The following is a 20,958-nucleotide window of genomic DNA, read 5'->3' on the forward strand; positions in this document are numbered from 1 at the left end:
CGGGCGTTCAGACGATCTCCGCTGCCCTCAGCCGCGCGATCTCCGCGGCGTCGAACCCCAGCTCGTCCAGCACCGCGTCGGTATCCGCGCCGAGTTCCGGCGCCATCCGGTCCAGCCGGCCGCCGCCATGGGCCAGCTTGAAGCCGCTGCCGGCAAAGCGCAGGCGGCCGTATTGCGTATCCAGCTGCTGGATGGCGTCGCGAGCCTTGATCTGCGGATGGTCGATTACCTCCTCGACCTTCCAGATGCTGGCGCAGGGCGCGCCGGCGTCTTCCAGAATCGTCTCCCATTCGCGCGCCGGTCTGGCCGCCAGCGCTTGCTCGATGATGGCACGCAGCGCCGGTTCGTTCTCGTTGCGCGAAAACCAGTCGGCAAAGCGCGGGTCGGAGAGCGTGTCCTCGCGGCCGAGCGCGCTCATCAGCGCGCGGTACTGCTTCTCGTTGTTGACGGCGAGCAGGATGTGGCCGTCGCCGCATCTGAACAGATTCGCCGTGGTCCTGCGGCTCACGGCCTGATTGCCCGAGAGCTGCTGGCGATGGCCCGCGACCGACCAGTCCGCGATCTGCCCCGACAGAAACGCCATCGTCGCCTCCAGCATGGAGACGTCGACCAACTGGCCTTTGCCGGTACGGTCGCGCTGATACAGCGCGCTCGACACGCCGAACGCGGCGGTGGCGCCCGACAGCACGTCGCAGACCGCGAAGCCCGCGCGCGTTGGCCCCGTCTCGGGATGCCCCGTGATCGCCATGATGCCCGACAGCGCCTGCATCTTGCCGTCATAGCCGGGGCGCAGGCGATCCGGGCCGGTCTGGCCGAAGCCCGAGACCGCGCAATAGATCAGCTTCGGATTGATCGCGGATAGCGCCTCATAGCCGATGCCGAGCTTGTCCATCACGCCCGGGCGGAAATTCTCCATGACGACGTCGACGGTCGCCGCGAGCTTCTTCACGATCGCGATCGCCTCCGGCTTCTGCAGATCGAGCGTCAGGCTGCGCTTGTTGCCGTTGACGGCCTGAAACGCCGGCGCGAGGCCGCGATCGGCCCATTCGCGGCTCAGCGGCGTGCGGCGCATGTCCTCGCCCTCGCGCCGCTCGACCTTGACGACGTCGGCCCCCAGCAGCGCGAGCTGATAGCTCGCATAGGGCCCGGCCAGCACCTGGGTGAAGTCCAGGATCTTCACGCCCTCGAACGGTCGCGTCACGTCGCTCTCCCCATTTTGTTGTCGTTGTCGGAGGACGTCAGGCGGCGCGGTTGCCGCGCGCGATCTCCTTCTGCTTGTCGAATTCAGCGCGGCGGCGTGCCAGCTCTTCAGGCGAAAGCTGCGCGACGTTGTTGTAGTCGAGCTTCCAGGAGGCGTCCTCGCTCCAGCGCAGCGGCGATTGCATCGTCGTCTGCGGGCCGCTCGCGCTCTCAAGCAGCTTGAGCGCCAGTTCGAGCGTCTGCGCCTGCGAGGCGACGTCGTGCGGCTTGCCGGCGGAATTGCCGAGCGGGAAGTCCGAGTACAGGAAGCGCGGCACGGCGGCGTGCTCGATGATGTCCTTGGCGCAGCCCATGATCACGGTCGGGATGCCGTTCCGCTCGAGATGCCGCGCCACCAGCGCGGTGGTCTGGTGGCAGACCGGGCAGTTCGGCACCAGCACCGCGACGTCGACCTCGTCCGCGAGGCAGCGCGCGAGAATGTCCGGCGCGTCGGTGTCGAGCGTGACGCGGTGGCTGCGATTGGTCGGCGCGCCGAAGAAGCGTTGGCTCACTTCGCCGATGCGGCCGGCGGCGGACGCCTTCAGGAGCTGCGGCAGCGGAAACCAGGTGCCGCTGTCGGTGGCCGAGGTGTGCTTGCGGTCGTAGCCGATATGCGAGATGCGCAAATCGTGCTCTTTCGAGGTGTCGCCGTCATAGACCTGATAGAACTTCGCGCCGCCATTATACGCCGCGCCCGGTCCCTGGTCGCCCTTGCCGGGATCGTACGGCGCGGCGGTCGTGATGATGGTCACGCGCGACTTTGCCAGCGGCTTCTTCAGCGGCTGGAATGGCGCCTCGGTGTAATGCGCCCAGCGATACGCCGTGGTGTAGCCGATCGCCACGTAATAATCGCGGGTGCGCTGCATGTAGGGGATGGGGGAATCGTAGTCGGGCGCAAAGCCGAATTCGTCGTCGCGCGGCGTGGACATGGGCGCGTCTCCTGTTTCTTGGTTGGCGACAGACTAGAGGGAGTTTTCCGGTTGCTCAACGGGGGGAGGGAGGACGCAGGACAGAATTGCAGATGAGGATGGTGACACACGAACGGTGCCGCTACCCTCCCCCTCCAGGGGAGGGTAAGCAAGCTCACCTACCGAAAAATATGCAGCGCCGCGTATTGCAGCAGCATGATCGCCTTGGCGTCGATGATGCGGCCGTCGGCGATCATCGCCAGCGCCGCGTCGATCGAAAGCTCCAGCACCTCGATGTCCTCGCCCTCGTGCGCGAGGCCGCCGCCGGCGCTGACGCGCATCGAAGGTTCGTATTCGGCGATGAAGAAATGCAGCTTCTCGGTGATGGCGCCCGGGCTCATGAACGCCTCGAACACTTTCTCCAAATGGTGCAGGCGGTAGCCGGTCTCCTCCTCGGCCTCGGCGCGGATTCGCACCTCCGGCGAGGCGTCGTCGAGCACACCTGCCGCCGCTTCGATCAGCAGATCGTCGTAGCCGCGGATGAATGCCGGCAGGCGGAACTGCCGAACCAGGATCACGGTGCGCCCGGCGCGATTATACGGCAGCACGGCCGCGGCATTGTCGCGCTCGTAGGTTTCCCGATGCTGCGTCTGCCACTCGCCGCTGGCGCGCCGATACTCGAACGTGGTGTTCTTCAGCGTGGTCCAGCCGTCCGAGAGCACGCGGACGTCCTTGATGCGGACGCGGTCGGAAATGGTCATGCGATCTTCCCAGGTTTTCGCACCGCTGTTCGCGCGATGGGACCCACCAAGCTCAATCGGCGCGGTCGCCACAATCTGCGAGGCATGGCAGGTCGGTCCTGCCGGATCTACCGCGTGAGTTCCGCCGCGACAACGGGCGATGGTGGGGCCACCGGTTCGCGCTCGTCGGGGTGCTCCCCCGTTCCGGGCACGTCAGGCCACATCCACCAAGCGAACTTTGTGTACGGATCTTCGGCAATCTGATCAAGTACGAAACGAGTGGAGTCCGTGTCGAGCGCCACAGCATTCGCGAAAGCCTGTAGTTGACGCTGCGCAGCAGCCTGGGAGGACGTTGGAGCTGGCGCGGGTTCGCCTTTTGTTACGGCTTGGTCACGAAGTTCGTCATAGTTCAAAAGCTCATCGTTCAGAGTCTTGATTTCGAGGCCACTCCGCAATCCATACTTCTGAACAATCTTCATTTGGTTGTCATCGAAGTACATTTTCACCATCGCCCTGCTGCAGCAAATCAAGATGAACGAAAAATCCATGCCGGACCTGATCGAGAGCGCGACGGGATCGGCATAGGCAAGCTGCACGATCGTCTTCACGCCCTCATCGATGAAGCGCTCGGCAATTGGCACGGTGATGCCGTCGATCTTCGTGAGCTGCTGGACGCCGTCTTCACTTGTATCTGCATCGAGCTTGAGCGGTATCGCGGCGGTGCGGCGCATGAACTTGAGCACCGTATCGGTAGGAAAGGCACCAACAAAGAAAGCCAGGGCGCCGGTGCTTAACGTGACCGTCGAACCGGTTACGACCCCGGCAAACGCAGAGATGGCAAATCCGAATGGCAGCGAGATCAATAGGCGCAACGTCGCGCGATTGACGTCGGATGTCACGACGTCGTTCTGCCGTGCCCGAAAGATGAGATCGTATGTGATCCACATATAGGCGCCGGCAAGCGACAGGATGGCGATCTTCGCGGTGCCCTCCTGGGCGCTGGCCCAATCGTGTGAAAGCACCCAAGACACGCAATAATACGAAAAGGCGAATAGCGTTATCGAGAGCAGAAGCATCGGAACCAGGAACAGGGGGCGGCCATATCGCCGGTCGTACTCTTTCGAGAATCCGACATTGTCGGTGAACTCGCTCTCCGGGCAAAAGGCCATCCTGTAGTAGCCGATCGATTGATTTGAGAGGCGCGAGACGATTTGCTGCTTGCGGGCCGGCCAACCGAACAGAAGATAGTGGCCGACCGGGATCAAGGGTAGCGACGCGATAATGCCTGTCGCGATCAATGTGGTGTTCTGCATGTTGCTCATCGCAGGCCCCAAAAAGCAATTTCAACAATGAATCGCGTGCGCGCACGGGATCCGTTGCGCGACCGCATAAAAATGAACTACCATAACGTGTATTAAATTATGCCGGCAATCAAGTGGTGGAGCCGAAGATTTGCCGCCGCGGCATGAGCCGTGCGCCCGGACCCGTTGTCGCGACTTCGCTACGGCGTCGGTGCGCGCCCGTCGAGCCACTTCTGGAACATCACCGAGCTGGATTCCTCGAACCCCAGCGACTGGTAGAACGCATTGGCCTGCGCATTCTCGCGGCGGACGAGCAGTTGCAGCTTCGAAATTCCGGCCTGCCGCAGCCAGTCCTCGGCCGCGGCCATCATGACGCGGCCATGGCCGCGCTTGCGGCCGTCGGGGTCGACCGCGACGTAATAGACCCAGCCGCGGTGGCCGTCATGGCCGACCATGATTGTCGCCACGATGGCGCCGGCGTCGCGGCCGATCAGCACGGTGGAATTGTCGCGCCGGCGCGCCAGCGCGATGTCGGCATGGGGATCGTTCCAGGGCCGGGTCAGGCCGCAGCGCTGCCACAGCGCGACGACGGTCTCGACATCGGCATCGGCGATGGCGTCGATCGCAAGAGGGCTCACAGCACCTTGCCCGGGTTCATGATGCCGTGCGGATCGAGCATCGCCTTGATCGCGCGCATCAGCTCGATCGCGGTCTTGTCCTTGACCTCGGGCAGTTCGTCGCGCTTGAGCACGCCGATGCCGTGCTCGGCGGAGATCGAGCCGCCCATGCGCAGCACGATCTCGAACACCACCGCGTTCACATCGTGCCAGCGCGCCAGATAATCGGCGGTGTCGGCTCCGATCGGCTGGCTGACATTGTAATGCAGATTGCCGTCGCCGAGATGGCCGAACGGCACCGGCCGCGCGCCCGGGATCAGCTTCACCACCGCCGCGTTGGCTTCGTCGATGAACGCGGGCACCGCGGCGATCGGCACCGAGATGTCGTGCTTGATCGAGCCTCCCTCGGGCTTCTGTGCCGCCGACATCTCTTCGCGCAGCTTCCAGAAATTGTTGCGCTGGGTGAGGTTGGCCGCGATCACGGCGTCGTCGACGATCTCCTCCTCCATGGCGCGGGCCAGGATCGTCTCCAGCGGCGTGCGGGCATCGTCGCCGGGCGACGACAGCTCCATCAGCACGTACCAGGGATGCTTCTCGGCAAGGGGATCGCGCACATCGATGCCGTGCCGGACCGAGAAATCCACCGCCATCTCGGCCAACAGCTCGAAACTCGTCAGCAAATTGGCGGCCTCGCTCTGCGCGATCGTCAGCAGCTTGAGCGCCGCCTCCGGCGATTTCAGCCCGACATAGGCCGTCTCGATCGCCCGCGGCTTCGGAAACAGTTTCAGGGTCGCCGCCGTGATGATGCCGAGCGTGCCTTCGGCACCGATGAAGAGATTGTGCAGATTGTAGCCGGTGTTGTCCTTCTTCAGCTTCGACAGCGTGTTGAGCACGCGCCCGTCGGCGAGCACCACTTCCAGCCCCAGCGCCATCTCGCGCGCGACGCCATAGGCGAGCGCGGCGGTGCCGCCGGCATTGGTGGAGAGATTGCCGCCGATGGTGCAGCTTCCCTCCGCGCCCAGCGAGAGCGGAAACAGCCGGTCGACCTCGGCCGCCTTCGCCTGGGCGATCTGCAGCACCACGCCGGCCTCACACGTCATGGTGTTGGACGCCGTGTCGACCTCGCGGATCTTGTCGAGCCGCCGCAGCGACACCACGACCTCGCCATTGTGCGGGGTCTGGCCGCCGACCAGCCCGGTGTTGCCGCCCTGCGGCACCAGCGCGATGTTGTGTGCGGAGGCGAGCTTGCAGATGTCGGAGACCTCCGCGGTCGAGCCCGGGCGCAGCACCAACGGCGAACGGCCGTGGAACAGATTGCGCTCCTCGGTGACGTAAGGCTCGATATCGGTCGCATCGGTGATCGCGTGGCGCTCGCCGACGATCTTGCGGAATTGGTCGATCAGCTCGGGCGCAAGCGGAGGCGCTGGCGTGGCGGATTGATTGATGTTCATTGTCGTGTCTCTTCTCAAGCTTCTTATCGCAGAACCGCAGCCCGGCGCAGCCGGTCGTTGATCGCTTCGCCAAGTTCTTCCTCGGGGATCGCCATCACCGCAATCGCCCGCGGGCTCTTCGCATCGAGGCTGCGAAGATAGCCGAACAGATTGGCGGCGGCTTCATCGAGATCAGCGCTGGGCGACAAATTCATGACGGCGACGGCGGCGTCGACGCCGGGCAGGCGCGCTGGTCCGAACGCCAGCAGCGCTTCGTCGGGCGCAACGTCCTGCGCGCCAAGTCGCACCTGGGCGCGCGGCGCGTAATGCGAGGCCAGCATGCCCGGCGCCAGCGGCTGGCTGTCGTCGCCCCCGGGCTCCACCGGCGGCCGCGCCAGCGGCGCGCCCAGCACCGCCTCGATCCGATCGCGCGACAGCCCGCCGGGCCGCAGCAGCATCGGCGCCTCAAAGCAGCCGACAATGGTCGATTCGACCCCGACCGCAACAGGCCCCCCGTCCACGATCAGGTCGATCCGTCCCGACAGGTCGCTCGCGACATGGGCGGCCAACGTCGGCGAGACGTGGCCGGAGATATTGGCGGACGGCGCCACCACGGCCCCGCCAAAGGCGCGGAGGATCGCCTGCGCCACCTCGTGGGCGGGGATTCGAATCGCGACCGTGTCGAGGCCCGCGGTGGCGAGATCCGCCACCGGGCAGTCGTCCGTCTTCGGCACCACCAGCGTCAGCGGCCCCGGCCAGAACGCTTCGGCGAGCCTCAATGCACGGGCGTCGAACCGGCCGATCCGGCGCGCGGCCGCGATGTCAGGCACATGGGCGATCAGCGGATTGAAGGCCGGCCGCCCCTTGGCGGCGTAGAGATGGGCGATCGCGGCGGCATTGGCCGCATCCGCCCCCAGCCCGTAGACGGTCTCGGTCGGAAACGCGACCAGCCCGCCGGCGGTAAGCCGGCGGGCCGCAGCCTCGGCTCCGGCCAGGCCGGCCGGTAAAACCAGTGTTTCAAGACCCGTTTTCACAGGGATAAAATTCCTCATGCCGGCCGCTTGCAGTGCGTCGAACCCGCCGCTATAAGCCGGCCTCTTGTCGGAGTGTGGCTCAGCCCGGTAGAGCACTGCGTTCGGGACGCAGGGGTCGCAGGTTCGAATCCTGCCACTCCGACCAAGATCATCAGCATTTTCAGTCGCTTCCGTCGAACCGGGCGCTGCGTTCAGCGGGTAGGTATTCCTACGCCGTGGGCAGCTATCGGCCTTATATTGAGTGCGAAAAGCCCGGGCAATCGGCGTGTTGCAGGCGCGTGGGGAATTCCTTCGCCTTGATCAGATTTGTGGCTAGCGCAAGCTGTCGTTCGATACTGATAAAGCGATTGTCGCCCGGTACGGCGGGGTCCGCAGTGCCCTCAAGAGCGGACATCAACAGTACCAACGCGAACAACCGCTGAGGGCCAGATGCGAAGCGACTCAACGTGAGCCAATCGGGTCTGCCATGCCTCGGTGAGCGGAGCTTGATGAAGCGTTAGCCGCTTGACCGATGGACCAAAAGCAGACTTCGACTTCTTCAATGATGTCGATGACGGCCTCCGGCTTGCTATAGTTCAATTCTCGATAGCCGCCTCGCCGTGTTGTCCGGTAGCCTTTACCTAAAGCGGCACTGCTTGGTTCCGGTCGTCATCGGTTTGCCGCGGAAATTCGTGCGCCGTTTTCGTTCCTATCCTGTGGTAAAATATATCTCACCTCAACACGCCCTCCCGCACAACTCCATCGCCTCGCCTCCCGTATCTGTCACGCCAGTATCAGACTGGCCAGAAACCTTTGGGAGACAATTCGATGCGGACAACAGCAATCCTTGCCATCGCCATCGTCTGTGCGGCTTCGGTACCTGCCTCTGCGAAGATGATGAGTTGCAGCGGCGAAAACATGTCGAAGACCGCCATGATGATGTCGTCGATGCCGGATGGGCAGAACAAGATGGCCATGAACAAGGAGATGGCCATGGCCAACATGGAGATGAGCAAAGGCAATGCACGAGGTGCCTGCATGCACTACATGCGCGCCCAGAAGATGGGGATGATGAAATCCGACGGCATGATGAACCGCGGAATGTAGACCGTACGCCCGGATCATCGGTCGAATCACCAAGATGTAAACCGCGCCTCTCCAGATCCACGGTTTGCAGTGACCGCACCGTTTTGAGTTTCCTGGATGGTGCGGTCTTCCGCTTCGAAGCTTTGATTATGCCAAATTCCGCGCTCGCAACGATAGCCAGCGCCGAGATGTGCCGGACGTCAGCGCACTTCATGCTGATCAATACGCCGCATCACAAGCAAAGGTGCAAGGTGTGCGGAAATCCGCTCCCAGCGCCGAAGACTGCAAGCTGATCGGTGGCATGGAGAGTGTTGCGATGTGCGAAGCATGCGCGGATTCGTACAACAAGGTGGCGGCCTGAGCGAACAGTCAATATCGCCAAGAGACGGAATGCACGGCCTCGTGCCTTGGCTTACAACTCTCTCACTCAGCTTGGGGGTGGAGATGGGATCATTCTTTCTCGCGGTTGTCGTGGTAAGCGGCGCGATCGTCTACGCGGTCTACCGGCATTGCGCGTGATCATCGGACCCGACCGAGATCGCGCGGGATGTCTTGCAATATCGCTCGGAGTGCTCCGGCGACAGCTTGGGCCAATCTCTATCGTCTCGCCACCACCACGCCCAGCATGAACGCCACCATCAACGCCGGCAGGGGCGCCTCGCGCACCATGCCGCGGACGATGTCCGGCCAGTGTTGACCCTGCTCTGGCTTCGGCAATCGCAAATCACCAGTCGGCTCGATGCCCCAACTTGATGCGAGCTCGGCGATCTCGCTTTGCGCCAGACGCACATCGTCGCGGACGCGGTGGATGGCGGTCTGGGCGCGGTCGCGCGGCGCGAGCAGCATCAGCGTGGTCACGGCCGTGCGCAGCGTCATCTCGCCATAGCCTTGCAGCCGCACCTGCTCCTCGGGATCGGACGTCATGCCAAATTCCTCACTGTGCCAAATTCTTCACGACGCCAATTCTTCACAACGCAAAGTGGCGCGCGAAGGCGAAGGCCGCCGCCGCGCACAGAACCAGCGTGGACACCGCGCCGGCCACGCCGCGCGCGAGATGGGTTCGCGTCAGGTGCCTGGTCATGATCGTGCTCCATGCTCTGCATGGCAATGGCGGCGGCGGAACTTGGTTCCTTGCGCGCGATGCTAATCGGCGGGCGCCTTCTACTTCCGCAGCAACTCGCTCAAGGCCGCCGTCGCTTCCGCGCAGCGGAGGTCGTCGATCTCGCGCGACAGGCTGAGTGCGCTCGCTCTCAGTTCTTCCAGCTTCCAGCTATCCGGATGCTGGCCTTCGAGCTGACCGAGACGCTTGTTCAGATCGTCCAGTCTCGATTGGAGCTGCCCGATGCTGGCGTCTCCATTCACTTTCCAAACGCGTTGTGCACGCATCGTTGTTCCCCTGATAGTCTCACGGCCTTGTGAGAGCGGTTCGTGGCCGGAATGGGTGTTTCTTTTGGCCGCCTTCAGACGGTGGGGAACCGTTGCAGATCCGCAACGAAGTTCCCCCATCTGTCGCCGGCGACTGCGCAGCGGCGCATGATGATACCCTTCGGCATGGAATTTGATTGTGTCCCGTCACGATGAGCCGAGCCGGCCTGTGCGCGCGCTGCGCTGCTCGTTAGGCTCAGGCCGCGCGTACTCAGCAATGAAGAAATTCGGCAACGAAGGAATCAGGCGTGACGAGATTTGTGACCATCGCAGCCGGCCAGCTCGGTCCGATCGCCAGGACCGAGAGCAGGACCGAAGTCGTGACCCGTCTGATGGCTCTGATGCGCGAGGCGAAGGCATGCGGCTGCGATCTGATCGTGTATCCCGAGCTCGCGCTGACGACGTTTTTTCCGCGCTGGTATTTCGAGGATCAGGCCGAGATCGACAGCTTCTTCGAGCGCGAGATGCCGGGGCCGGAGACGCGAGCCCTGTTCGATCTCGGGCGCGAGCTCGGTCTCGGCTTCTGTCTCGGCTATGCCGAGCTGGCGGTCGAGGACGGTATTGTCCGGCGTTACAACACGTCCATTCTGGTCGACAAGAGCGGCGCGATCGTCGCCCGGTATCGCAAGGTTCACCTGCCCGGCCATGCAGAGCACGAGCCGTGGCGGAAATTTCAGCATCTGGAAAAGCGCTATTTCGAGCCGGGCCGCGGCTTCGGCGTCGTCGATGCCTTCGGCGGCGTGATGGGCATGGCGATCTGCAATGACCGCCGCTGGAGCGAGACCTACCGGGTGATGGGCCTTCAGGGGGTCGAGATGTTGATGATCGGCTACAACACGCCGGTGCACAATCCGCCCGCGCCGGAGCATGACGATCTCTCGCTGTTCCACAACCATCTGGTGATGCAGGCTGGCGCCTATCAGAACGGCACCTTCGTGGTCGGCGTCGCCAAGGCCGGCGTCGAGGAAGGCGTGGACCACATCGGCGGCAGCTGCGTCATCGCGCCCTCGGGCGAGATCATCGCGAGATGCACGACCAAGGGCGACGAAATTGCGCTGGCGCGCTGCGATCTCGACCTCTGCAACTCCTACAAGCGTACCACCTTCAATTTCGACGTTCACCGCCAGCCGCAGGCTTACGGGATGATCGTCGAACGGAAGGGCGTGACGACGATGGCGGATGGAACGGCCGCGTCGAGGAAGGGGTGAGCGCTTGTAGCCCGGGTGAGCGCAGCGACACCCGGGAAACCCACGCACAAAGATCCCGGATCTCGCTGCGCTCATCCGGGCTACGCCACCTTGCCTGTGTCGCCTTCTGTCAATCCACCCGCGTAAAAATATTCCACTTTACCGAAATTCGGTTTCGGCGTATGTGTCGTCCATCCCGGCTCACCCAAGAGGGGCGGCGTGTAGTCGTCATGTTCGCGAGCCGGGGATGCGGTGGACGCGGCAGCGTCGGCACGAGAGGTGCGGGCAGGGCGGGTAGTCCCTGTGAGTCCGTAACCGCGTGCGGACGACGGCGCTGTCAGGGTTCGTCTCGTTCGTAAGTTTTCGGCTCTGTCGACGGAGTCGGAAATACTGCGGGCGAAATGGCGGGCCGTGCGTACGGCAAAACCGTGTGGTCCTGACCGTCGTTGCCACGGTCAAGTTTCCGCGAAGGTGCGAGCGAGCCCAACCGGGCGGACTGCATCATCCAAATTCGCGGGGCGAGGGAGGCCAAAGGAAAGTTCGGCTCCCGGGAGATCACGGCATAAGCCGTGCAACCATCGCGCAGGGAAGGCCGAGTGATCGGCGACACCTGTATGCTGCTGTGCGGTTCTTTCTGCGTGTGCATTTGCGCGCAGCGGACCGCGGGTGCCAGCCGGCACCCGGCCTTCCCTGCGCCCTCTTGGATTGGAGGGCGAAGAGATCAAGCAAAGCTCGGGCGAATTGAGCCGCGAGAACGCGAAGGCGTGTCTGCAAGCGGGATATAGCGGGAAGAACGATGCCGTCGCGTCATAGTCGGTCATTGCTTCGTCGCATCAGCGCAAAATTGCTCCGCAATTTTGTCGCGGGCTCCTCGCAATGACGTGGAGAGAGCTGTGCCAAACTCCGCTCTCGTGCCCCGGACGCGGCGCAGCGCGCAGCGGTGCGCTGCAGAGCCGGGGCCCATCTCACCGCGTCCCGTGCCGCCCTGGGTCCCGGCTCTGCGCCGCAACGCCAAGAGGCGTTGCAGCTTGTCCGGGACACGCGATGCGAGGGTGCTGCGTAAAACCACCCTGATGCAGCCCATCACAACTCCGTGTCTTTATTAGGGAACATTCATTCTCTATCATCCCGCAATGCAAAAAGCCGCGCGCCGATTCCAGAATGTTGCCCGTCCGCCCGGTCGGCCCCGGGAGTTCGACATGGACATTGCGCTGGACCGCGCCGTGCGGGTGTTTCGCGAGCGCGGCTATCATGCGACCTCCATTGGAGACCTCACCGCGGCGATGCGGCTGGCGACGGGGAGCATCTACAAGGCGTTTCGCGACAAGCATGCGGTGTTCCTGGCCGCCTTCGAGCACTATGCGGCACGGCGCCAGGAACAGAGCCGCAGCGCCGCCCGGCGCGGCACGAACGGCCGCGACCGGATCCGCAACGTGCTGCTGTCCTATGTCGCGCAGTCGCAAGGTACCGAGGGACGGCGCGGCTGCCTCGTGGTCGGCAGCGCGGTCGAATTGTCGGCGGTCGATTCGGTCGTGGCCGCCCGCGTCGGCGCCCAGCTCAAGACCAACGAAGATTTCATCGCCGGCCTCATTCGCGAGGGGAAGGCCGACGGTTCGATTCCCGGCCATGTCGCGGCCGACGACACCGCGCGGCTGATGATCTGCATCACGCAGGGCCTGCGTGTCGTCGGCAAGGCGCGCCTGCCGCTCGACGGGACCCGCCTGGTCGGCATCGCGATGAAGCTGCTCGCCTGAATTCTTGTCCTATTAGGGAATAATCGTTCCCGATTGTTCGGAGACCATGCGTCATGACGATGAATGCCACGATCGAAACCGCGCCCGGGCCGGATGCGGTGTCGCAGCGCCTGACCTTCGTGCTGGCCGCGGCCTGTGGCATGATCGCGGCCAACATCTACTACGCGCAGCCGCTGATCGCCCCGATCAGCGCCGCGCTCGGCCTGTCGCATGCGGCGGCCGGGCTGATCGTCACCATGACGCAGATCGGCTACGGCACCGGGCTGTTGCTGATCGTGCCGCTCGGGGATCTCGTCGAGAACCGTATCCTGATCTGCTCCGTCATCACGCTCGGCGCGGCGGCCCTGCTCGCCGCCGCGTTCGCCACCCATGCGTTGCCGTTCCTGATCGCCGCGCTGTTCATCGGCATCGGTTCGGTCGCGGTGCAGATCATCATTCCCTATGCCGCCCACATGGCGCCGGAAGCCATCCGCGGCCGCGTCGTCGGCAACGTCTCGACCGGCCTGATGCTCGGCATCATGCTGGCGCGTCCGGTGTCGAGCTTCGTCACCGCGGCGCTGTCGTGGCACGCGGTGTTCTTCGCCTCCGCCGCGCTGATGATCGTGCTGACGGCGGTGCTCTGGATGACGCTGCCGACCCGCAAGCCGGTGACGCGGATGCATTATGGCGAGCTGCTGCTGTCGATGCCGCACCTGGTGCGGGCGACGCCGCTGCTGCGGCGCCGGGCGCTCTACCAGGCCAGCCTGTTCGGCTGCTTCACCCTGTTCTGGACCGTGGCGCCGCTGCAGCTCGCGGCCGCATTCGGCTTCACCCAGCGCGGCATCGCGCTGTTCGCTCTCGCCGGTGTGGCCGGCGTGTTCGCAGCTCCCATCGCCGGACGGCTCGCCGATCACGGCCACAGCCGCGTCGCGACGCTGGTCGCGATGCTGCTCGCGGCCGGGGGCTTCCTCGTGACCTATCTCGGCGCGCCCGGCTCGATGCTGAACCTGGTCTGTCTGGTCGCGGCGGCGATCGCCATCGATGTCGGCGTCCAGGGCAACGTCGTGCTCGGCTTCCGCGCCATCTTCGCGCTCGGGCACGAGCACCGCAGCCGTCTCAACGGCCTCTACATGGCGACGTTTTTCACCGCCGGCGCGGCCGGCTCCGCGGTCGGCGCCTGGGCTTTCGCGCAAGGCGGCTGGACGCTCGCATCCGCCATCGGCCTCGCTCTGCCCGTCGCGGGCCTGCTCTATGCGGCGACCGAATAGCCGCCGGCCGGCCCGATTGTGCGATGCGGCCGTTTACCAAGCCCCAGGCCCGGAGCCCCTTGATGCCTGCGGTGCCGCAATTTCGATCTCGCGATTAGCCGGCGGCTGTAGTACTTTGGTCTCAATTGGGCCCGGTCAACGGGCGGCGGGGGAGGCTGATGAGGCGTGCGGGTTTGTCTGGCGTACCGCGGGTACGGCCATGGTCTTGGCAGGCGTTTCTGCTCGGATTCGTGGTGGTCGCAATGTCTGCCGCGCTTCAGGGCATCTGTGTCGCGTTCGGCGCAAAGCTCTATTTCGCGGCGTTCCTGCCCAGCATCTTCGTGGTCGGATTTGTCGCCGGCGCGCCCGCGGCGGCGTTCACCGCGCTGCTCACCATTCCGGTGGTGTGGTGGGCGTTCATGCCGCCGTTCTTCAAGTTCAGCGCGCTCTCCAGCGCGAACGCGGATTCCATCAATCTGTTCTTCCTGCTGGCCGTGTTCCTGATCGGCCTTGCCGATCTCTGCCGCGAGACGATGCGGATCACCACAAGCGGCGCGCGGAAGCCTCCGGGAGACGGCACGGCAACGAATCCGCAATAAATTGTCCACTCTCGACCGTGCGCGTTGCCTGCGCGCAACAGTCCGGCAACCATCCGCGAACTCGCCGCGCGCCGCTAACTTTTCGAAAAAGATTTGCCCGCAATTTCTCCCCCGGGAATGACGAGGGAGTTTTCGGACATGAACGGCCAAATCAACGGTCAGGCCATTTTGGAGAACGTGCGCCGTTATCGCGGCATCGCATCGCTCTATCGGCAGACCGCCGCATTCCGCCCGGGCCAGAGCTGGTCGCTGCTGGAGCAGGCGAGCGATTGGGAAGCGCGGGCGCTGTCGGAGCTGGAAGCCTATTTCGCGACGCGCATGGACTACGCCGCTCCACTCGCAGCCTGATCGTTAACCATCGCTCACGATATGATCGTGAAATCGGGTGCGGGCACCGCGAATTGTCCGCCCCAGGCGCGAACCTCCGCCAGCTGGGCGATGATCTCGTCCTTCAGATTCCAGGGCAGGATGAAGACGTAATCAGGCCGGGCGGCGATCAAGGCGGCGGGATCGCGGATCGGCAGATGCGTTCCCGGAAGCAGCAGGCCCTGCTTGTGCGGATTGCGGTCCACCGTGAACGGAATCAGCTCGCGCGTGATGCCGCAATAATTCAGCAGCGTGTTGCCCTTCGCGGGCGCGCCATAGGCGAGCACCGTCTTGCCCGCGCACCGCGCCGTGACGAGGAAGTCGCGGATCGTCCCGCGCTTCGCCGCCACCTTCGCCTGAAAATCACGATGGCTCGCGGGCTGGTCGAGCCCGGCGATGGCCTCGCGCCGGCGCAAGCTCTCGATCGCAGGCGAGCCGCCCGGAGTTGCGGCTTCGCTGCAGACGTGCAGGCGCAACGAGCCGCCATGCGTCGGCAATTCCTCCACGTCGAAGACGCGCAAATCATGGGCGCGAAAGACCCTCTCGAGGGTCGCGAGCGAGAAGTACGAGAGGTGCTCGTGATAGATCGTGTCGAACTGGATGCCTTCGATCAGGTGCAACAGATGCGGAAGCTCCAGCGTCGCGCGCCCGTGCTCGGGCAGCAGAATGCGCAGGCCCGTAACGAAATCGTTGATATCGGGAACGTGCGGCAGCACGTTGTTGGCGACGATCAGCTCGGGCCTGTGGCCTTCGGCGCGCAGCGCGGTCGCGACGTCGCGGCCGAAATAGCAGGTCCGGGTCGGGATGCCCTTGGCGATCGCAGCCGCAGCCGGGCCGCTGGCCGGCTCGATCCCGAGCGCGCGGATGCCGGCGCGCCGGAAATATTGCAGCAGATATCCGTCATTGCTGGCGATCTCGATCACCTCGGACGCAGCGCCGAGCTTCGCGCGGGCGATCATCTCGGCGGCATAGCTCTCCGCATGACGGAGCCAGCTCTCGGAATAGGACGAATAATAGAGATATTGCTCGAAGATGTTGGCTGCAGGCTCGAATTGCGGAAGCTGCACCAGCCCGCAGGCACCGCACGCACGGGCATGCAGCGGATAGGTCGGCTCAGTCGCATCCGCCCGCTCCGGCGGCACGAAGGAGTTCGCCAAAGGCGACAGGCCGAGATCGACGAAGGTCTCGTCGAGCTCTCGCGCGCAAAAGCGGCATCGATGCCTGTCCATGAACGGATCGTCCCGTTGTGCCTGCGTGCCGCGGCTGTTAGTGAATTCTCCCAAGCCACGGAAACTCCGACAAGGTTGCGCATGATGCAACCGAAAAGGCGTTTCGGTGAATGGATGTTCGCAGCGGCGATTTGCGCAGCGTCAATGTGCGGGGGCCCGGGATGAAGTTCAATGCATTGGCCCTGCCAGGCGTGGTTGAAATCGGCATCGAGCCGGAGACCGACGCGCGCGGATACTTCGCCCGGCTGTTCGACACTGAGGCCTTCGCGGCGCAGGGCCTGCCGACGCAGTTCGCGCAACACAGCCTCTCGCACAACGAACGCGCCGGCACACTGCGCGGCCTGCACTACCAGGCGGACCGGCCGGAGGCCAAGCTGGTGCGGTGCGTGGCCGGCCGCGCCTTCGACGTGATCGTCGATCTTCGCCGGTCGCTGCCGAGCTACGGGCAATGGTGCTCGGTCGAGCTCGCCGCCGATCGCGGCAATGCCGTGTTCATCCCCGCCGGATGCGCGCACGGCTTTCAGACGCTCGTCGACGGGACCGAACTGATGTATTGCATCGATGTGCCCTATGACGCGCAAGGCGCGGCCGGCATTCGCTGGGACGATCCATCGTTGGCGATCGACTGGCCGCTGGCCGATCCGATCCTGTCCGCGCGCGACCGCGCGCTGCCGTATCTCGCATGAAGCGCGTGCTGGTCACGGGCGCGTCGGGCTTCATCGGCCGCGCATTGCTGCCCGTGCTGGCCGATCGCGGCTTCGAAATCCACGGCGTCGCGCGCTCGACGCAGCCGGCGATGTCAGGCGTGAGTTGGCATGCCGCCGATCTCCTCACCGAAGCAGGCCGCGCGCATGCGCTGTCCGCATCGCGGCCGACGCATCTGGTTCATCTCGCCTGGGAAGCCCGGCCGGGCCGCTATCGCGAGGATCCGGTCAACCGGCTCTGGGCCGAGGCGAGCATTGACCTGCTGTCGCGCGCGCGAGCCTGCGGCGTCAACCGCATCTTCGGTATCGGGAGCTGTCTCGAATATGGACCGCAGACCGCCCCATGTGAGGAGCGCACCAGCCAATGCCGTCCCACGACACTGTACGGAAGAGCCAAGCTCGCGACGGCCGAAGCCTTTCTCGCGGCAGGTGCGGCCTGGGGCCGCGTGTTCGTCCCGTTCGGCCCGCACGAGCCCGAGGCGCGCCTGATCCCTTCGCTGATCCGCAGCCTTCACGCGGGACAGCATTTCGATTGCTCGCATGGCGGGCAGCTGCGCGATGTCGTCTATGTCGATGACCTCGCCCAAATGATCGCCGCCGTGCTCGACAGCGAGTTCACTGCTGTCGTCAATCTCGCCAGCGGTGCGCCGCGCAGCCTGCGCAGCGTGATCGAGCATGTCGCTGGTCTTCTCGACGCAACGCATCTGGTCAGGTTCGGCGCCGTCGATGCAACGGGCGTCGATGCCGAACCGATCCTTGCCGCCGACGTCTGCCGTCTCCGCGGCGTCGCCGCGGCCGTGCCGGTGATCGGATTCGAGGAAGGTGCTGCCCGCACTCTCGCATGGTGGAACGACCGTCTGCCGGGGAGGGGATGACGTGCGGTCTCCTCACAACAGGCCGGTGGCAAGCGGCATCCGTGGCAATTACGGGATTGTCTCGCTGCCCGCCTGTGCTAGCAACGGGCCGATCGAACTCCTTCACGTCGGCCGGGGCAAGCGATGACCACGTTCAACCGCATCTTCACGACCGAGCGCCTGCTCCAGATCATCGTGATTCTGGCGGCGACCTTCGCCATGAAGCTGATGAGCTGAACACCGCCCGGTTATCGCGCGCCGAAATCGGGTATTTCGGGCAGATAGTTCGACCCTTCCGAGCCGAGAAAATCGAACATCGCCTGCGCCGGCGGCAGCAGCACCTTGTCGCTGCGGCGGATCACGTACCATTGCCGCACGATCGGCAGGCCCGCGACGTCGAGCACGACGAGCCGGCCCTCGGCGAGCTCGTGAGCCACCGTGTGGGCCGAGATGAAGGCGATACCGAGCCCGGCGATCACTGCCTGCTTGATGGTCTCGTTGCTGCTCATCTCCATGCCGACGATCGGCTCGAGGTCGGACTTCTGGAACATGCCCTCCATCAGCGTCCGCGTGCCCGATCCGGGCTCGCGGGTGAGGAAGGTCTCGTGCACGAGATCGGTCAGGTTGAGGCCCGAATCGTTCTCCAGCCAGTGCCCCTTGCGCGCGACGATGATGTGCGGATTGCGCCCGAGCTGGCGGACGTCGACGGTGACGTCGGCCGGTGGCCGACCCATCACCGCGAAATCCAGATCGTAGCCGTGCATGGCCTCGCGGATCTCCTTGCGGTTGCCGATGGTGAGCTTGATCTCGATCTTGGGATAGCGCTTGGAGAATGCCGCGATCGCATGCGGCACGAAATATTTCGCGGTCGAGACCGCGCCGAGATGCACGCTGCCGCCGGTCCGCCCCGCCAGCAGGTCGAGCGCGCCCTGGCAGTCCATGATGGCGGCCTCGACCCGTTCGGCCAGCGCCAGAACCTCCTTGCCGGCCTCCGTCAGCAGCATGCCGTCGCCGGTTCGCTGCACCAGCGGCAGGCCGGCGAGGTCCTGAAGCTGCCGGAGTTGCTGGGTCACGGCCGGCTGGGTCAGCCCGAGATGGCCGGACGCCGCCGTCACGCTGCCCTTGGCCGAAAGCGCCGCAAGCGAGCGCAGCTGCCGGATCGTCAGGTGCCGGAGCTGCGCGGTCGCGTGGCCGGGGCCATTATAAGAAAATTCTTTGACACTCATTATGAATAGAAATTTTCCTTATTAAGCCGCCCCTGTCAATCTCCTGATGCCGGGACTGACCGTACCGACCTCCAGAGGGGAGGGAACTGGATATGGCACCGGCAAAGGGGATGCGCAGATGACCGGGCAACTGAGGCTGGACGACCACCTTCGACGGTATTCCGAGACCGCGCCTCACGCGCTGGCCGTGGCGGCTGCGGTCGATGCCATCGCGGCGGCGGCGATCGAGATTGCCGACCTGATCGCCACCGGCGATCTCGCGGACGCTTCCGGCCTGACCACCGGCCGCAACAGCGACGGCGACGTCCAGCGCGATCTCGACGTGCAGGCGGATGCGATCCTGCGCCGCGGCCTCAACAAGCTGCCGATCGCAGCGCTCGCCTCGGAAGAGATGCGCGAGGCCCAGATTGGCGACCGCGAAGGCCGCATCTGCGTCGCGATCGATCCGCTCGACGGCTCCTCCAACATCGACATCAACATGACGGTCGGCACGATCTTCTCGATCCTGCCTGCGCCCGATGACCTGTCGCTCGCCTTCCACCAGCGCGGCACCGCGCAGCTCGCGGCGGGCTTCGTCACCTACGGCCCGCAGACCTCTCTGGTGCTGACGCTCGGCGACGGCGTCGATATCTTCACGCTCGATCGCAAGGCCGGCTGCTTCCGCCTCGCACGCAGCGGCGCGCAGATTGCCGAGCGCTGCGAAGAGTTCGCGATCAACGCGTCGAACCGCCGGCACTGGGATGCGCCGGTGCGCGCCTTCGTCGACGAGTGCCTCGCCGGCGTCGAGGGGCCCGCCAACCACGATTTCAACATGCGCTGGGTCGGCTCGCTGGTCGCCGAGGCCTATCGCATCCTCACCCGCGGCGGCATCTTCCTCTATCCCTCGGACGCGCGCCCCGGCTACGGCGACGGCCGCCTGCGCCTGACTTACGAGGCGCATCCGATGGCCATGATCATCGAGCAGGCCGGCGGCTCCGCCACGACAGGACGCGAGCGCATCCTCGACCTCTCGGCGCAGAACCTGCACCAGCGCGTGCCGCTGATCATGGGTTCGAGCAACGAGGTGCGCCGGGTCGAGGAGCTGCATTGCGATCCGCTCCTGCTCGCCGGCGAAACGGCGCCGCTGTTCGCGCGCCGCGGCTTCTTCCGCGTCTGAGCGAGGCCCCCATGTCCAGAAAGCATCCGATCATCTCCATCACTGGTTCGTCCGGCGCCGGCACCACCTCGGTCAAGAAGACCTTCGAGCAGATCTTCTTCCGCGAGAAGGTCAACGCGGCCTACATCGAGGGTGACGCGTTTCACCGCTACGACCGCGCCGAGATGCGCGCGCAGATGGCGAAGGAGTCCGATCGCGGCAACAAGCATTTCAGCCATTTCAGTCCCGAGACCAATCTGTTCGAGGAGCTGGAGCGCGCGTTCCGCGACTATGGCGAGACCGGCACCGCGACGACGCGGCACTACGTGCACGACGCCGAGGAGTCCGCGCTGCATGGCACGGCGCCCGGTACCTTCACCGATTGGAAGAAGCTGCCCGAGAACTCGGACCTGCTGTTCTACGAGGGCCTGCACGGCGCCGTCGTCACCGACAAGGTCAACGTCGCGCGCTATGCCGACCTCAAGATCGGCGTCGTGCCGGTGATCAATCTCGAATGGATCCAGAAGCTGCACCGCGACCGCAGCGCGCGCGGCTATTCGACCGAGGCCGTCACCGACACCATCCTGCGGCGGATGCCCGATTACATCCACTACATATGCCCGCAATTCACCGAGACCGACATCAACTTCCAGCGCGTGCCCACGGTGGACACCTCCAATCCGTTCGTCGCCCGCTGGATTCCGACGCCGGACGAATCGATGGTGGTGATCCGCTTCAAGAATCCGCGCGGCATCGACTTCCCCTACCTGCTCTCGATGCTGCCGCAGAGCTGGATGTCGCGCGCGAACTCGATCGTGTGTCCGGGCGCGAAGCTCGACCTCGCCATGCAGCTGATCCTGACGCCGCTGATCATGCAGTTGATCGAGCGCAAGCGAAATCTGAAGTGAACGAGGGGAGC

Annotated in this window: 22 protein-coding genes and 1 tRNA gene; 11 read left to right on the forward strand and 12 right to left on the reverse strand. The window is 64.8% G+C overall.

Translation table 11 applies throughout. The annotated features are described in order from the left end of the window. Positions 1 to 7 precede the first annotated feature (7 nt). The 7 genes from CIT40_RS09110 to CIT40_RS09140 all read right to left on the reverse strand — a co-directional run bounded on the left by CIT40_RS09110 (position 8) and on the right by CIT40_RS09140 (position 7,269). A complete protein-coding gene (locus CIT40_RS09110) occupies positions 8 to 1,201 on the reverse strand; it encodes a CaiB/BaiF CoA transferase family protein (RefSeq protein WP_094892130.1) in 1,194 nt (397 codons plus the stop codon). A 37-nt stretch (positions 1,202 to 1,238) separates the two neighbouring features. Next, positions 1,239 to 2,168 carry a glycine/sarcosine/betaine reductase selenoprotein B family protein gene (locus tag CIT40_RS09115; protein WP_094892131.1) on the reverse strand — a complete coding sequence of 310 codons (930 nt, stop codon included), beginning with the start codon at positions 2,166 to 2,168 and terminating at the stop codon, positions 1,239 to 1,241. Positions 2,169 to 2,326: 158 nt separating this feature from the next. After that, positions 2,327 to 2,908 carry an NUDIX hydrolase gene (locus CIT40_RS09120; protein WP_094892132.1) on the reverse strand — a complete coding sequence of 194 codons (582 nt, stop codon included), beginning with the start codon at positions 2,906 to 2,908 and terminating at the stop codon, positions 2,327 to 2,329. Between the two features lie 107 nt (positions 2,909 to 3,015). Continuing rightward, complete coding sequence (locus CIT40_RS09125) at positions 3,016 to 4,209, reverse strand: hypothetical protein (RefSeq protein ID WP_094892133.1); 1,194 nt, start codon at positions 4,207 to 4,209, stop codon at positions 3,016 to 3,018. Positions 4,210 to 4,388: 179 nt separating this feature from the next. After that, complete coding sequence (locus CIT40_RS09130) at positions 4,389 to 4,826, reverse strand: GNAT family acetyltransferase (RefSeq protein ID WP_094892134.1); 438 nt, start codon at positions 4,824 to 4,826, stop codon at positions 4,389 to 4,391. After that, positions 4,823 to 6,256: an FAD-binding oxidoreductase gene (locus CIT40_RS09135; protein WP_094892135.1), complete on the reverse strand. Its 1,434-nt coding sequence runs from the start codon at positions 6,254 to 6,256 to the stop codon at positions 4,823 to 4,825. The genes CIT40_RS09130 and CIT40_RS09135 overlap by 4 nt, the downstream gene beginning before the upstream one ends. Positions 6,257 to 6,279: 23 nt before the next feature. Further along, positions 6,280 to 7,269: an L-threonylcarbamoyladenylate synthase gene (locus CIT40_RS09140; protein ID WP_148667187.1), complete on the reverse strand. Its 990-nt coding sequence runs from the start codon at positions 7,267 to 7,269 to the stop codon at positions 6,280 to 6,282. Positions 7,270 to 7,337: 68 nt separating this feature from the next. Here CIT40_RS09140 and CIT40_RS09145 point away from each other — a divergent pair. Beyond that, positions 7,338 to 7,414 (forward strand) — tRNA-Pro (locus tag CIT40_RS09145). A 628-nt stretch (positions 7,415 to 8,042) separates the two neighbouring features. Here CIT40_RS09145 and CIT40_RS09150 read toward each other — a convergent pair. Beyond that, positions 8,043 to 8,183 carry a hypothetical protein gene (locus CIT40_RS09150; protein ID WP_334265241.1) on the reverse strand — a complete coding sequence of 47 codons (141 nt, stop codon included), beginning with the start codon at positions 8,181 to 8,183 and terminating at the stop codon, positions 8,043 to 8,045. Here CIT40_RS09150 and CIT40_RS09155 point away from each other — a divergent pair. Then, complete coding sequence (locus CIT40_RS09155) at positions 8,167 to 8,355, forward strand: hypothetical protein (protein WP_334265242.1); 189 nt, start codon at positions 8,167 to 8,169, stop codon at positions 8,353 to 8,355. The genes CIT40_RS09150 and CIT40_RS09155 overlap by 17 nt on opposite strands. A 576-nt stretch (positions 8,356 to 8,931) precedes the next feature. On the opposite strand, the gene CIT40_RS09160 is transcribed toward CIT40_RS09155, so the two are convergent. Continuing rightward, positions 8,932 to 9,258 (reverse strand): hypothetical protein, encoded by a 327-nt coding sequence (locus tag CIT40_RS09160; protein WP_094892138.1) that lies wholly within the window; start codon positions 9,256 to 9,258, stop codon positions 8,932 to 8,934. 237 nt (positions 9,259 to 9,495) lie between these two features. Then, positions 9,496 to 9,720 (reverse strand): hypothetical protein, encoded by a 225-nt coding sequence (locus CIT40_RS09165; RefSeq protein WP_094892139.1) that lies wholly within the window; start codon positions 9,718 to 9,720, stop codon positions 9,496 to 9,498. Positions 9,721 to 10,007: 287 nt separating this feature from the next. Between CIT40_RS09165 and CIT40_RS09170 the strand changes: the two genes are divergently transcribed. From CIT40_RS09170 to CIT40_RS09190, 5 genes are all read left to right on the forward strand, one after another. Further along, positions 10,008 to 10,967 carry an N-carbamoyl-D-amino-acid hydrolase gene (locus CIT40_RS09170; RefSeq protein WP_094892140.1) on the forward strand — a complete coding sequence of 320 codons (960 nt, stop codon included), beginning with the start codon at positions 10,008 to 10,010 and terminating at the stop codon, positions 10,965 to 10,967. A gap of 1,112 nt (positions 10,968 to 12,079) precedes the next feature. Beyond that, positions 12,080 to 12,700: a TetR/AcrR family transcriptional regulator gene (locus tag CIT40_RS09175; protein WP_094892141.1), complete on the forward strand. Its 621-nt coding sequence runs from the start codon at positions 12,080 to 12,082 to the stop codon at positions 12,698 to 12,700. Between the two features lie 53 nt (positions 12,701 to 12,753). Beyond that, complete coding sequence (locus CIT40_RS09180) at positions 12,754 to 13,947, forward strand: MFS transporter (protein ID WP_094892142.1); 1,194 nt, start codon at positions 12,754 to 12,756, stop codon at positions 13,945 to 13,947. A 242-nt stretch (positions 13,948 to 14,189) separates the two neighbouring features. After that, positions 14,190 to 14,525, forward strand: coding sequence for a DUF4118 domain-containing protein (locus CIT40_RS09185; protein ID WP_244611946.1), 336 nt, complete (start codon positions 14,190 to 14,192; stop codon positions 14,523 to 14,525). A gap of 138 nt (positions 14,526 to 14,663) precedes the next feature. Continuing rightward, complete coding sequence (locus CIT40_RS09190) at positions 14,664 to 14,873, forward strand: hypothetical protein (RefSeq protein ID WP_094892144.1); 210 nt, start codon at positions 14,664 to 14,666, stop codon at positions 14,871 to 14,873. A gap of 14 nt (positions 14,874 to 14,887) precedes the next feature. On the opposite strand, the gene CIT40_RS09195 is transcribed toward CIT40_RS09190, so the two are convergent. After that, positions 14,888 to 16,120, reverse strand: a complete 1,233-nt coding sequence (locus tag CIT40_RS09195) for a class I SAM-dependent methyltransferase (protein ID WP_094892145.1) — start codon at positions 16,118 to 16,120, stop codon at positions 14,888 to 14,890. Positions 16,121 to 16,281: 161 nt separating this feature from the next. Here CIT40_RS09195 and rfbC point away from each other — a divergent pair, with 161 nt between their 5' ends. Continuing rightward, positions 16,282 to 16,806 carry a dTDP-4-dehydrorhamnose 3,5-epimerase gene (gene rfbC, locus CIT40_RS09200; protein WP_094892146.1) on the forward strand — a complete coding sequence of 175 codons (525 nt, stop codon included), beginning with the start codon at positions 16,282 to 16,284 and terminating at the stop codon, positions 16,804 to 16,806. Further along, positions 16,803 to 17,699, forward strand: coding sequence for an NAD-dependent epimerase/dehydratase family protein (locus tag CIT40_RS09205; RefSeq protein ID WP_094892147.1), 897 nt, complete (start codon positions 16,803 to 16,805; stop codon positions 17,697 to 17,699). The genes rfbC and CIT40_RS09205 overlap by 4 nt, the downstream gene beginning before the upstream one ends. A 227-nt stretch (positions 17,700 to 17,926) precedes the next feature. On the opposite strand, the gene CIT40_RS09210 is transcribed toward CIT40_RS09205, so the two are convergent. Continuing rightward, complete coding sequence (locus CIT40_RS09210; RefSeq protein WP_094892148.1) at positions 17,927 to 18,904, reverse strand: LysR family transcriptional regulator; 978 nt, start codon at positions 18,902 to 18,904, stop codon at positions 17,927 to 17,929. Positions 18,905 to 19,022: 118 nt separating this feature from the next. Between CIT40_RS09210 and CIT40_RS09215 the strand changes: the two genes are divergently transcribed. After that, entirely contained in the window at positions 19,023 to 20,060 is a 1,038-nt protein-coding gene (locus CIT40_RS09215; RefSeq protein WP_094892149.1) for a class 1 fructose-bisphosphatase, read from the forward strand. An 11-nt stretch (positions 20,061 to 20,071) separates the two neighbouring features. Beyond that, complete coding sequence (locus CIT40_RS09220; protein ID WP_094892150.1) at positions 20,072 to 20,947, forward strand: phosphoribulokinase; 876 nt, start codon at positions 20,072 to 20,074, stop codon at positions 20,945 to 20,947. The last annotated feature ends 11 nt before the right edge of the window (positions 20,948 to 20,958 follow it).

Origin of the sequence: Bradyrhizobium amphicarpaeae, from assembly GCF_002266435.3 — a bacterium.
Lineage (GTDB): Bacteria > Pseudomonadota > Alphaproteobacteria > Rhizobiales > Xanthobacteraceae > Bradyrhizobium > Bradyrhizobium amphicarpaeae.